Source organism: Acidaminococcus sp., assembly GCF_057597765.1.
Genome location: NZ_DBMBXK010000001.1, coordinates 180,354 through 192,365 on the forward strand (window position 1 = coordinate 180,354; position 12,012 = coordinate 192,365).

Here is a 12,012-nt window from a genome sequence, read left to right on the forward strand (position 1 = left end):
CCTCCTATTTCCACTCCAATTCCACCGGGCAGTGGTCGCTGCCCATCACTTCATTGTGGATGATCACGTCCTGGATCCGGTCTTTCCCGTTCTGGGACACCAGGAAATAGTCGATCCGCCACCCGGCGTTCCGTTCCCGGGCCTTGAACATGTACGACCACCAGGTGTAGGCCCCGGTCTTGTCCGGATACAGGCTCCGGAAAGCATCCACGAACCCGTGTTCCAGGAACTGCTGGAACTTGGCCCGTTCCTCGTCCGAGAACCCGGCGTTCTTGTGGTTGCTGTCCGGATTCTTCAGATCGATGGGCTGGGCGGCCACGTTCATGTCCCCGCAGACAATCACCGGCTTCTGTTCTGCCAGTCTGGCGCAGTAGTCCTGGAACACGTCCTCCCAGCCCATCCGGTAGTCCAGCCGGGTAAGCCCCCGCTGGGAATTGGGGGTGTACACGTTCACCAGGATGAAATCCGGGTATTCGGCGGTGATCACCCGGCCTTCCTGGTCGTGTTCCGCCAGGCCCAGGCCGTAGGTCACTTTCAACGGTTCCGTCTTGGAAAAAATGGCGGTGCCGGAATAGCCCTTTTTCACCGCGCTGTTCCAGTATTCATGGTAGCCGGGGAACTGGAAATCCGCCTGTTCCCGCTGCATCTTGGTTTCCTGGACGCAGACAATGTCCCCGTCCGCCTCTTTCATAAAATCAGCAAAGCCTTTGTTCATACAGGCCCGGAGGCCATTTACATTCCAGGTGATCAGTTTCATGGGTATACCTCGTTTGTCATTTATCGTAAATCGTTGATCAAAGGATACGGCGCCGAACAAATGGCGGCGCCTAACCCACCACCATTGCGCAGGCGCAACGGTCCCCCGCCCTTGCAAAGGGCGGATATACTGCACGCCGGGCTGCGCCCTTGTGCATAAGCAATGGGCCGCAGGCCCGAGCCCCTATCCGCCCTTTTCAAGGGCGGGGAACCAGCCCCTGGGCTGGTGGTGGGTTAGCAGCCCCCGGCTGCGTTTCCATTCATCGCCATCTGCCCCGGGCAGATGGTCTCCATGGGCTGCGGACTAGAGACCAGTGACTGTTTGCCTCTCCCCCAGCTCCGGAAAAATCCAGTTCAGGACCCCCAGCCAGGCTGCCCACAGAACCGGATACACCGGCTCCGGGAGGATGAATACGAAGGATGTGAGAAAGCTCCAGAAGGCCGCCGTAATGAGCAGCAGGCCTCCGTTGAACAGCAGCCGGTGCTGGTAATGGGCTCCGCAGCGGCAGTATTCCAGCCCCAGGGCCAGGTAGAACAGCTGCTGGAGGAAGGCCGCCCCCAGGGCTCCCTTGTCTGTGTCCCACACGGCCCACAGGGCCCCCAGGGTCATGAGCACCGGCCACAGGGTCCACAGGGCGCCCCGGGGCTGGCGCATTTTCCGCCAGCCGAAGAAATGCCACACACTGTACCAGGTACAGGGCACCGTCACCAAAAACCACAGTTCCAGCAGGGGATATTCCACCCGCAGCGGCCAGGCCGCCGGAAACAGGTACAAAGTCCCCAGCACCAGGGCCACCGCAGCCAGATGCCAGGCTTTTTCCCGCTTCTTCAGCCGTTCGATCACCGGCAGGGCCAGCCACACCCCGGACCCCACCCAGAACAGCAGCACCAGTTTCAGAGGAAAATACCAGTCCAGTGCCGGAGTGGCAAAGGTGGTCAGGGTGTTGAACAGCAGCACCACCCAGAAAATCAGGTCCTTCCGCTGCCGGAGGATCAGTTTGCTCAGCTGCACCTTATCCATGGCTGGTTTTCTCCATTTTGGCCAGGAATTCCAGGCTCCGGAGGGGACGGTCCGTCTGGTACAGGATGAACTGGTGGAGGATCTTCTCCATGGCCATCAGTTCCCGGCCCCGGACGGTGAAATCCGGGGGAGACTGGAGATCCAAATGGAGCAGCCGGTCCATCAGGTCCCGGGTGGCTACCGTAAAGGGCAGTTCATCCCCCATGGCACAGTTTTTGCACAAAAAGCCCCCCTGGACCAGGCTGAAATATCCGTCTTCCGTCACCGGTTCCCCGCAGCTGGTGCACTGGTCCAGGATGGGATTCAGCCCGCACAGGGCCAGCAGCTTCAGCAGGGTGCTGTCGGTGACCAGCCGCCGGTTCCGTTTCCCCAAAAGACGGAAGGCTTCCAGCAGCAGCAGGAACACTTCTTCCTGGGGTTCCTCATCCCCCAGGAGATGTTCTGCCGCTTCCCCGATAATGGCTCCGTAGGCCAGGTTCTCCCAGTCCATGGCAAGGGGCATCTCCAGGCTTTCACAGCTCCGGAGAGAAGCCACCTTCCTCCCTGGGGAAAGGCTCAGCCGGAGATGGGCAAAAGGCTGGACCAGGCGGCCGCTCTGGCTCCGGGGATAGGCCGCTCCATAGGCCACAAAGGGGATTTTGCCGTGTTCACGACAAAAGCAGACTGCGTATTTATCCGCAGTCTGCCAGTTTTTTACTCGGAGGATCACTGCTTCGTCTTGAAACACTTCACTGCTCATGGACAGCCGCTTCCTTCTTGTCTTTTTTCAAAGGGATCACCCGGACCCGGAGCACCCGGAACCCAGTGGAATCCAGCACTTCGAACTTGTAGCCGTTTTCCTCCACACTGTCGCCCACCACCGGCTGCCGGCCGATGAGGCCGAACACATAACCTCCGATGGTGTCCTCTTCCGGATCATCGAACTGGATCCCCATGATTTCCGATACTTCATCCAGGAGCACCAGTCCGTCGAACACATAAGACCCGTCGGGCATCTTGTTGATTTCCGGCATATCCGTATCATGCTCGTCCTGGATATCCCCTACGATTTCTTCCAGCAGGTCTTCCATGGTCACCAGCCCTGCGGTGCCCCCATATTCATCGGCTACCGCCGCCATCTGCACATGCTTGTGCTGCATCAGCTGGAGGATCTTGGCAATGGACATGCTTTCCGGCACCACATCGATTTCCCGCATAATGGACCGGAGGTCGAAGCCCGGCTGCCGGTAGTCCGCATTCATGAATTCCCGGATGTGGACCATCCCCAGGATATGGTCCCGGTCCTCTTCACAGAGAGGGTACCGGGTGTGGCCGGATTCCCGGATCACCTTCATGTTTTCCTCGATGGGGTCGTCCACGAACAGGCACACCATGTCCTGCCGGGGCACCATCACTTCCCGGGCCACCCGGTCTGCAAAATCGAATACATTGTCAATGAGCCGGCTTTCCACCGGGTCGATGCTGCCGCCTTTTTCACTGGCACTGACCATTTTCCGGATGTCATCCTCCGAATGGCTGGCCCCTTTCTGGGCCGGTTCCACCCCCATGAAATGGTACAGGGCAGCGCCCACATGCCAGAACAGATAAGCAAATGGATATAAGATTGGTTTCAGTATGCGCCCAAGCGCAGGTCCCGCGTCTATAGGACATCTCTCCTTTGATCATTTTGCCGGTTTTTCCGGCGGGGTATATCGCTCAAATTATACACTTTTTCCCGGCGTCCGGTCAATATTGGGGACGGTCTCCGGCCAGCCCCAGCCGTTTCAGGTCCCCTTCCTTTTCCCGCCATTTGGGACGGACCTTCACCCACAGTTCCAGGTACACCCGGTTCCCCAGGAAAGCTTCCATATCCTCCCGGGACCGCTGGCTGATTTCCTTCAGCATCTTCCCCTTGGCCCCGATCAGGATGGCCTTTTGGGAATCCCGTTCCACATAAATGTCTCCCCGAACATACACCATGCCGTTGGGCCGGGTCTTCATTTCCTGTACCTGGACCGCCACCGCATGGGGCACTTCGTCCCGGGTCAGCTGGAGGATCTTCTCCCGGATGATTTCCGCCGCCATCACCCGTTCCGGCTGGTCCGTATACATGTCTTCCGGATAGAAATCAGGCCCCACTGGCAGGCAGCTCTGGATTTCCTGGAGCAGAGGCGAAAAGTCCTCATCTTCCAGAGCGGACAGGGTCAATACGCTGCGGAAGGGATATTCCTTCCGGAATTTGTCGATCATGGGCAGGAGCACCGCTTTGTCCGCAAGCCGGTCGATTTTGTTCAGCACCAGGATCACCGGCGCTTTGCAGTCTTCCCGCAGCCGTTCCAGGATCACCTGTTCTCCCTTCCCCCGTTTTTCCGAGGCATCCACCACAAAAAGCACCACATCCACTTCTTTGATGGCATTGAGGGCCGCCTGGACCATGTGTTCTCCCAGTTTGTCCTGGGGTTTGTGGAGGCCGGGGGTATCCAGGAACACCATCTGGGCTTCCGCCGTGCTCAGGATGCTCAGGATCCGGTTCCGGGTGGTCTGGGGCCGGTCGGAGATAATGGCCACCTTTTCCCCCACCAGATGGTTCACCAGGGTGGATTTTCCTGCATTGGGGCGTCCCACCACGGCTACAAAACCGGAGCGATGCTGTTGGGTATTCTGTTCTTCCATATAAGTCCTTTCTGTATTACAAACTGAAATCATAGGGCAGCAGGTCCGCCACCGTGGCGGTCTTTACCTGTCCCTTCACATTGGTCAGATAGATCCGGGGGATGCGGAATTCCGCCATCACCTGCCGGCAGGCCCCGCAGGGGGACACCGGTTCCGGAGTATCGGCAGTGACGCACAGGGCGGCAAACTCCCTGACCCCTTCCTTCACGGCGGCAAAGATGGCACACCGTTCCGCGCAGAGGCTCAGGCCATAGGAAGCGTTTTCCACATTGCAGCCGGTGAAGATCCGGCCGTCCGCTGCCCGGACCGCTGCTCCCACCGCAAAATGGGAATAGGGGCTGTAGGAATTTTTCCGCACGGCACAGGCCGCTTCAAACAGCTCCCGGTCCAGTTCAGCCTCCATAGTTTTCCTCCGCCAGGTCCAGTTCCCGGAGGATTTCCTCCTCCCGGGCCCTCATCACCCGTTTGTCCGCCTCTTCCATATGGTCATAGCCCAAAAGGTGGAGCATCCCATGGACCGCCAGGTAGGTCATTTCCCGGGTGAGCCCATGGCCAAATTCCTCTCCCTGCTCCACGGCCCGGGGAGCGGAGATGATTACGTCCCCCAGCAGGTGTTCCGCTTCCCCGTCGTCCACTTCCGGTTCCTCGTCCCCTTCGTCCAGGGCAAAGCTCAGCACGTCCGTAGGACGGTCGATGCCCCGGTACTCCCGGTTCAGGGTATGGATCTCTTCATTGTCCACAATGGTAATGTCCACTTCCGTATTGTCCGTCAGTTCCTCTTTCCGGGCCACAATGTCCATGGCCTTTTTCAGGGTCTCTTCCAGTTCTTCCGGAATGGCAATCTCCGTCTGGTTGTTTTCCAGGGTAACGATCATTTTCCTTCTCCTTTATTCCTGTCAGCACCGGGCTGCCGGTGTTCCTTCCGGGCCCGGTCGTATTTTTCATAAGCCCGGATGATGGCCCCCACGATTTCGTGCCGGACCACATCCTGTTCAGAAAAATGGATGATGCCGATCCCCGGCACGTCCTGGAGCACCTGGGCCGCATTCACCAGTCCGGAAGGCCGTCCTCCCGGCAGGTCCACCTGGGTGGCATCCCCGGTGACCACCAGCTTGGAGCCGAAGCCGAACCGGGTAAGGGCCATCCGCATCTGTTCCTGGGTGGTGTTCTGGGCCTCGTCCAGGATGATGAAAGCATCATTTAGGGTACGGCCCCGCATGTAGGCCAGAGGGGCCACTTCGATGATCCCCCGCTGGAGGTTCTTCTGGAAGGCCTCCATCCCCAGCATTTCGTACAGAGCATCATACAGAGGCCGCAGATAGGGATCCACCTTTTCCTGGAGATCCCCGGGCAAAAAGCCCAGCTTTTCCCCGGCTTCCACCGCGGGACGGGTGAGGATGATCCGTTCCACTTCCTTGTTTTTCAGGGCCTTCACCGCCATGGCCACCGCCAGGTAGGTCTTCCCGGTACCGGCGGGCCCGATGGCAATGGTAATGTCGTTCTGGGCAATGGTCTTCAAATACCGCATCTGGCCCAGGGTCTTGGCCTTTACCTGCCGTCCCCGGACAGTGGTGAGCACCGTATCGGTGAACAGCTTGTGGAGCTGTTCCTCCTGGCCTTCCCGGACCAGTTTCAGGCTGTATTTCACATCATGCTGGGTAATGGGCAGCCCCTGGCGGTACAGGTACAGCAACTCCCGGATCAGCCGGTCCGCCAGCTCCACATCCTGTTCCGCTCCCTGGGCGATCAGTTCGTTTCCCCGGGGGATCAGCCGGCAGCCCAGGCTCTCCTGCATCTGCTTCAGGTATTCATCTGTTTCTCCCAGTACCGCCACCATTTCCCGGGCGTCCTGGAATTCAAACCGTTTTTCCGTCACTTCCGACAAACTCCATTCCTCCTGCTTGTTACGAGTTGATTGACTGTTCCTTTCATTATATCGTTTCCGGAAGAAAAAAGAAACAGGAAACCCACTTGACAAAGAACCCCATTATCGTTTAGAATAAGTTTGTTGCTTATGGAACTATAGCTCAGATGGTTAGAGTATCACGTTGACATCGTGGGGGTCACTGGTTCGAGTCCAGTTAGTTCCACCAGATAAAAAGCAGAGGCTGCCGGAAGGCAGCCTTTTTTGTTGTATGGGTTCAGCGTTGGTTGTTTCAGAATCAATTTGTCAAAATTGATTTCCATCGGCCAGTGACCAGTGACAAAAAAGAGGCCCGCAGGCCTCTTTTTTCTTATTTACTTCACCCTATTCCGCAGGGTCCCGATTCCTTCGATGGAACATTCCACCACGTCCCCGCTTTTCAGGAACCGGGGCGGGTTCATGCCGATGCCGGTGCCGGCGGGAGTACCGGTGGCAATGATGGTCCCGGCCCGGAGGGTCATCCCTTTGCTCAGTTCGCTGATGATGTAAGGGATCCCGTGAACCAGCAGTTTCGTGTTGCTGTCCTGGCGCAGTTCCCCGTTCACCTTGCAGGTGAGATGGAGCGCCGGCGGAAAATCAAATTCATCCGCCGTAACGATGCAGGGCCCCATGGGGGCAAAGGTGTCCAGGCTCTTCCCGAAATACCACTGTTTATGGGCCACCTGCACGTCCCGGGCGGTTACATCGTTAATGATGGTATAGCCGAACACATAGTCCCCGGCATCTTTTTCCGCCACATCCCGGGCTTCCTTCCCGATGATCACCGCCAATTCGCATTCATAGTCCAGTTCCTTCACCACATTGAAATGGCCGTCGATGGTCCCGTCCGGATCCACCGCCCGGTCCACCCGTTTGGAGAAGTACACAGGTACCTGCCGCTGGACGATTTTTTCCGGTACATATTCATCAGGCAGTTCGTCGTCGTGGGATTTGTAGTTGATGCCCAGACAGATAATGTCATTCCGGGGATGGGTAATGGGAGCCAGGAGCTTGACCTGGTCAATGGGAACCGCACCCATGTCCACCCGGGCAATAGCCAGCAGTTCTTCAAAATCCGCCTGCTGGATCAGTTCATACATATTGTTGTACTTGTTGGCCGGGATCACAAATTTTCCATCCTCGGAAATGATCCCCACCTGTACATCGCTGTCGTATTCGAAGGTAACGATTTTCATGACTCTCCACTCCCCTAACCGATTCCACGGTACAGTGTTTTCATTTCTCTGTATTCATTGTACAATGTTTGTGCTAAAATTACCAGTATATGATACAAAACTTCCTAACTGTAAACCTTAATGTTATAGAAGGATCTGTTTTTCCCAAAGGAGGATGCCATGTTTGCCGGATATCAGCTGGATGACGGCCACGGAGACTACAACCGCAGCTACGAACAGAACTGGGATATCGATTACGCCGACTATTCCACCGACCACAGAGAGAACAACTACAGGAACTATGAATGGAAAGTTCCCAAAAGCAAAAAGGAACGGATCAAAAGTATATTGAATCATTACGAATGACAAAGGGGGCGCTGCACACAACGTGCAGCGCCCCCCTTTGTCTTCCTTCCGCGCACAAGAAATTGTTTCTAAATGGCGAAAATTCTTCTACAGTGGACAAATTCTCTGTTAATTCCCATAGTTGTTTTTATCTCGATAACACTTTGAAAAAAATATTGTATGAGGTATACAAAAAACTGTTGACATTTGTATCCGGTAGTGATAAATTACGTACCATAAACAAGCATCCGATTTGATCACGGCACTTGCATTCCCGAGTGTCGGATTTTTTTCGAAGGAGTGATGATGATGAACGGATTAACGCTTGTGTGTCTTGCTATCGTAATCTTTATCTGCGCGTACATGTTTTATGGCCGCTGGCTGGTAAAGACCTGGGGAATCGAACCGGATGCGAAAACTCCTGCCTACCGTTTCCGGGATGACAAGGACTTTGCCCCTGCTTCCCGCTTCACGGTATTTGCCCATCAGTTTTCTTCCATTACCGGTGCCGGCCCTGTAACCGGTCCGATTATCGCCGCCATGTTTGGTTGGGTTCCTGCTTTCTTATGGATTTTGGTAGGCGGCGTATTCTTCGGTGCTGTACAGGATTTCACCGCCCTCTATGCTTCCGTGAAGAACGACGGCAAAGGCATGGGTGCCCTGATTGAAAAATACGTGGGCCATACCGGCTGCAAAATGTTCCTGATGTTCGGCTGGCTGTTCTCCCTCTTGGTAATCGCCGCCTTCTCCGACATTATGGCCAGCACCTTCAACGGCTTCTCCAAAACCGGCGAAATGATGGGGCCCAACGCCTCCGCCGCTTCCATTTCCATGATCTACATCGTGGTTGCCATGATCTTCGGTGTGGTGACCCGCCGGTTCAACATCCACGGTTCCAAAGAACTGATCCTGGGAATCCTGTGCATGGTGGCCATGGTGAGCCTTGGCATTGCCCATCCCATCTACGCTTCCCGTACCACCTGGCTGTATGTGACCTATGCGTACTGCTTCGCCGCTTCCATTATGCCCATGTGGCTGCTGATCCAGCCTCGTGACTATCTGTCCGTATTCCTGCTGCTGGGGATGATCCTGGCCGGTGTCCTGGGCATCATCGTGGGGAATCCTTCTATTAATATGCCTGCCTTCACTTCCTTTGATGTAGCCGGCAAGCCTTTGTTCCCCATCCTGTTTGTAACCATCGCCTGCGGGGCTGTATCCGGGTTCCATTCCCTGGTTTCTTCTGGTACTTCCTCCAAAACCATTTCCAATGAAAAAGATATGCTGCCCGTTGGGTATGGTTCCATGCTGATTGAATCCACCCTGGGTGTGGTTTCCCTGGTTATCGCCTGCTCCGTGGCTGTAAACGGCCAGCTGCCCAAAGCCACTCCGTTTGCTATCTTCGGTGGTGCCATCGGCAACTACTTCACCATGTTCGGTATTCCCAAATATTACAGCACCTGCATCGTGACCATGTGCGTATCCGCTCTGGCCATGACCACCATCGATGCGGTAACCCGTATCGGCCGGATGATGCTCCAGGAAATCCTGGCTCCGGAAGAAGGCAAGGAACAGGGTTCCGTGGCCAAATTCCTGAGCAATACGTATGTGGCCACCATCGTGACCCTGATTCCCAGCTACCTGCTGTGCCTGGGCGGTTACATGAATATCTGGCCGCTGTTCGGTGCTGCCAACCAGCTGCTCAGTGCCCTGTGCCTGGTTGCCCTGGCCGTATTCCTGAAAGTGACCGGCCGTAAGAGCTGGATGCTCTACATCCCCATGACCTTTATGTTCCTGGTGACCATGAGCGCCCTGTGCCTGTCCATCTATGGCATCTACAAGAAAGCCATGGCAGGTGTGTTCTTCCCCATGGTGGAAGGTCTCCAGCTGGTAGTAGCTCTGTGCCTGATGTTCCTGGCCATCAACGTGGTCCGGAGCTGCACCAAGGAACTGTTCGCCGGCAAAGTAGAAGTTGCCAACAAATAAAAAAGACTGCCTTCGGGCAGTCTTTTTTTCATCACTTCAGCAAGAAGGGGGCTGTTGCATGAGCAACAGCCCCCTTCTTGGGTCGCGGATCGCGAGTCGTGACCCGTGGCCCGCGACCGGGGGTATGAATTTCTTCACGCCCCCTTATCTTCCCAACAACCGCAAAAATTCTGCCTCGTCCAGGATGGTCACTCCCAGATTCTGGGCCTTGGTGTACTTGCTGCCCGGGTCGGCTCCGGCCACCACGTAATCGGTCTTTCTGCTGACACTGCTGGTGACCTTGGCCCCCACTTCCTGGGCCATGGTCTGGGCGGTGGCTCTGTCCAGGGTGGGCAGGGTACCGGTGAACACCATGGTCTTCCCATAGAAGGGATGGTTCTCATCCTGAGCTGGTCCGGAGGTCATTTCCATATTGAGCCCCAGTTCCTTCAGCCGTTCCACAAAGGCCTGGTTCATGGGATCAGCAAACCAGGTGACCACGCTTTCCGCAATCACCGGACCGATGTCCGGTGTCTGGGCCAGGTCTTCCTGGGTGGCTGCCATGAGCTTGTCCATGGTGCCGTATTTCTGGGCCAGGGTCCGGGCCACCTTGGCCCCTACGTGACGGATCCCCAGGGCAAAGAGCAGCTTGTCCAGGCTCTGGCTCTTGCTCCCTTCGATGGCGCTGATCAGGTTGTCCGCGCTTTTAGGGCCCATCCGGTCCAGCTGCTGGACCTGTTCCCGGGTCAGGAGATACAGATCTCCCGGATCCTTCACCAGCCCGGCTGCCGTCAGCTGGGCCAGCACACTGGGGCCGCAGCCGTCGATGTTCATGGCGTCCCGGCTGGTAAAATGGATCAGCCCTTCCCGTCCCAGGGCCGGACAGTGGGGATTGGTGCAGCGCCAGGCCGCTTCTCCCGCCTTCCGTTCCACCTTCCAGCCGCATTCCGGGCAGGTTTCCGGCATGTGGAACTCTTTTTCCTCCCCGGTCCGTTTTTCCGGCACCACCCGGAGCACTTCCGGAATGATTTCCGCGGCTTTGTTGATGATAACATGGTCCCCGATCCGGATATCCCGTTCTTTGATGAAATCTTCATTGTGGAGGGTGGCCCGGCTGATGGTGCTGCCGGACAGCCGCACCGGCTGAAGTACGGCAGTGGGGGTCAGCACCCCGGTGCGGCCCACCTGGATCACAATATCTTCCAGCACCGTTTCCGCCTGTTCCGGAGGGAACTTGTAGGCCATGGCCCAGCGGGGATCCTTGCCGGTGGCTCCCAACAGGTTCTGCTGCCATACGTCGTTTACCTTCACCACCACTCCGTCGGTGTCGTAGCCCAGGGAGGCCCGGCGTTCTCCGTGCTTTTTGATCAGTTCATTGGCTTCCTGGATGGTGTCCACCAGGGTCCGGCCTTCGGTGGTGGTGAACCCGTACTGCTGGAGCATGTCCATGGAGGCGTTGTGGGTGGGCAGGTTCCCGGCTCCCACTCCGATGCCATAGGCAAAAAAGGCCAGGGACCGTTTGGCGGTGACCCGGGGATCCAGCTGGCGCAGGGATCCGGCCGCCGCATTCCGGCAGTTGGCGAATTCCTGTTCCCCGGCTTCCTGCCGCTCCTCGTTCAGCTTCACAAAGGCCTGCCGGGGCATGTACACTTCTCCCCGCACATCCAAAAGCTCCGGGATCTCCATGCCGGGAATGGGCTTCAGCACTTTGGGAATGTTGGCAATGGTCCGGACGTTTTCCGTAACGTTTTCCCCCACCACTCCGTCACCCCGGGTGGCCGCCCGGACGAACCGGCCATTTTCATAAATGATGCTGCAGGCCAGGCCGTCGATCTTGGGTTCCACCACATACTGGACTTTGGCATCCTTCGGCAGCCCTTCATGGACCCGCCGGTCGAACTCTTCCATCTCTTCCGGGGAAAAGGCATTGGCCAGACTCAAAAGCGGGGTCATGTGCCGGACTTCCGTAAATCCTGGCTTGGCATAGCCTCCCACATGCTGGCTGGGAGAATCCGGGGTCACAAGCTCCGGATTCTCTGCTTCCAGGGCTTTCAGTTCCCGCATCATGGCATCGTATTCCGCATCGGTGATCAGGGGATTGTCCTGGACATAATACAGATAGGAATTCTTTTTCATCACGGCCCGCAGCTCGTTGATCCGGGCTGCCGCCGCCTCTTTGGTCATTTCACTCATGGCAC

General features: G+C 56.8%; 12 protein-coding genes and 1 tRNA gene. 3 read left to right on the plus strand and 10 right to left on the minus strand.

Annotated elements, in window-relative coordinates:
- Positions 1-4: 4 nt before the first annotated feature.
- The 8 genes from ACZOF8_RS00870 to ACZOF8_RS00905 form a co-directional block, all read right to left on the minus strand.
- On the minus strand, positions 5-757 hold the full coding sequence (locus ACZOF8_RS00870) for an exodeoxyribonuclease III (RefSeq protein ID WP_487426471.1): 753 nt from the start codon (positions 755-757) through the stop codon (positions 5-7).
- 303 nt (positions 758-1,060) lie between these two features.
- Positions 1,061-1,777 (minus strand): hypothetical protein, encoded by a 717-nt coding sequence (locus ACZOF8_RS00875; protein WP_487426472.1) that lies wholly within the window; start codon positions 1,775-1,777, stop codon positions 1,061-1,063.
- The gene (recO, locus tag ACZOF8_RS00880) at positions 1,770-2,516 is read right to left on the minus strand and encodes a DNA repair protein RecO (protein WP_022487755.1); all 747 of its coding nucleotides are present in this window, start codon (positions 2,514-2,516) and stop codon (positions 1,770-1,772) included. Before recO ends, ACZOF8_RS00875 begins: the two co-directional genes overlap by 8 nt.
- On the minus strand, positions 2,506-3,348 hold the full coding sequence (locus ACZOF8_RS00885; protein ID WP_022487754.1) for a hemolysin family protein: 843 nt from the start codon (positions 3,346-3,348) through the stop codon (positions 2,506-2,508). The genes recO and ACZOF8_RS00885 overlap by 11 nt, the downstream gene beginning before the upstream one ends.
- Positions 3,349-3,502: 154 nt before the next feature.
- Positions 3,503-4,429 carry a GTPase Era gene (gene era / locus ACZOF8_RS00890; RefSeq protein WP_022487753.1) on the minus strand — a complete coding sequence of 309 codons (927 nt, stop codon included), beginning with the start codon at positions 4,427-4,429 and terminating at the stop codon, positions 3,503-3,505.
- 16 nt (positions 4,430-4,445) lie between these two features.
- Entirely contained in the window at positions 4,446-4,832 is a 387-nt protein-coding gene (locus ACZOF8_RS00895) for a cytidine deaminase (RefSeq protein ID WP_022487752.1), read from the minus strand.
- A complete protein-coding gene (gene ybeY / locus ACZOF8_RS00900; protein ID WP_022487751.1) occupies positions 4,822-5,304 on the minus strand; it encodes an rRNA maturation RNase YbeY in 483 nt (160 codons plus the stop codon). Before ybeY ends, ACZOF8_RS00895 begins: the two co-directional genes overlap by 11 nt.
- Complete coding sequence (locus tag ACZOF8_RS00905) at positions 5,301-6,314, minus strand: PhoH family protein (protein ID WP_022487750.1); 1,014 nt, start codon at positions 6,312-6,314, stop codon at positions 5,301-5,303. The genes ybeY and ACZOF8_RS00905 overlap by 4 nt, the downstream gene beginning before the upstream one ends.
- 131 nt (positions 6,315-6,445) lie before the next feature.
- Here ACZOF8_RS00905 and ACZOF8_RS00910 point away from each other — a divergent pair.
- Positions 6,446-6,522: transfer RNA gene (locus ACZOF8_RS00910), tRNA-Val, on the plus strand.
- Positions 6,523-6,667: 145 nt separating this feature from the next.
- On the opposite strand, the gene ACZOF8_RS00915 is transcribed toward ACZOF8_RS00910, so the two are convergent.
- Positions 6,668-7,528, minus strand: a complete 861-nt coding sequence (locus ACZOF8_RS00915) for a fumarylacetoacetate hydrolase family protein (RefSeq protein ID WP_288310564.1) — start codon at positions 7,526-7,528, stop codon at positions 6,668-6,670.
- Positions 7,529-7,687: 159 nt separating this feature from the next.
- Between ACZOF8_RS00915 and ACZOF8_RS00920 the strand changes: the two genes are divergently transcribed.
- A complete protein-coding gene (locus ACZOF8_RS00920; protein ID WP_022487748.1) occupies positions 7,688-7,873 on the plus strand; it encodes a hypothetical protein in 186 nt (61 codons plus the stop codon).
- A 288-nt stretch (positions 7,874-8,161) separates the two neighbouring features.
- On the plus strand, positions 8,162-9,835 hold the full coding sequence (locus ACZOF8_RS00925; RefSeq protein ID WP_288174657.1) for a carbon starvation CstA family protein: 1,674 nt from the start codon (positions 8,162-8,164) through the stop codon (positions 9,833-9,835).
- A gap of 144 nt (positions 9,836-9,979) precedes the next feature.
- On the opposite strand, the gene ligA is transcribed toward ACZOF8_RS00925, so the two are convergent.
- On the minus strand, positions 9,980-12,007 hold the full coding sequence (gene ligA, locus ACZOF8_RS00930; protein ID WP_441369063.1) for an NAD-dependent DNA ligase LigA: 2,028 nt from the start codon (positions 12,005-12,007) through the stop codon (positions 9,980-9,982).
- Between the last annotated feature and the right edge of the window lie 5 nt (positions 12,008-12,012).

What these genes read in the sequence shown, in the direction of transcription:
- ACZOF8_RS00870 (WP_487426471.1), bottom strand. Translation starts at nt 757, where the DNA reads ATGAAACTGATCACCTGGAATGTAAATGGCCTCCGGGCCTGTATGAAC.
- recO (WP_022487755.1), bottom strand. Translation starts at nt 2,516, where the DNA reads ATGAGCAGTGAAGTGTTTCAAGACGAAGCAGTGATCCTCCGAGTAAAA.
- ACZOF8_RS00920 (WP_022487748.1), top strand. Translation starts at nt 7,688, where the DNA reads ATGTTTGCCGGATATCAGCTGGATGACGGCCACGGAGACTACAACCGC.
- ACZOF8_RS00875 (WP_487426472.1), bottom strand. Translation starts at nt 1,777, where the DNA reads ATGGATAAGGTGCAGCTGAGCAAACTGATCCTCCGGCAGCGGAAGGAC.
- ybeY (WP_022487751.1), bottom strand. Translation starts at nt 5,304, where the DNA reads ATGATCGTTACCCTGGAAAACAACCAGACGGAGATTGCCATTCCGGAA.
- era (WP_022487753.1), bottom strand. Translation starts at nt 4,429, where the DNA reads ATGGAAGAACAGAATACCCAACAGCATCGCTCCGGTTTTGTAGCCGTG.
- ACZOF8_RS00895 (WP_022487752.1), bottom strand. Translation starts at nt 4,832, where the DNA reads ATGGAGGCTGAACTGGACCGGGAGCTGTTTGAAGCGGCCTGTGCCGTG.
- ligA (WP_441369063.1), bottom strand. Translation starts at nt 12,007, where the DNA reads ATGAGTGAAATGACCAAAGAGGCGGCGGCAGCCCGGATCAACGAGCTG.
- ACZOF8_RS00925 (WP_288174657.1), top strand. Translation starts at nt 8,162, where the DNA reads ATGAACGGATTAACGCTTGTGTGTCTTGCTATCGTAATCTTTATCTGC.
- ACZOF8_RS00915 (WP_288310564.1), bottom strand. Translation starts at nt 7,528, where the DNA reads ATGAAAATCGTTACCTTCGAATACGACAGCGATGTACAGGTGGGGATC.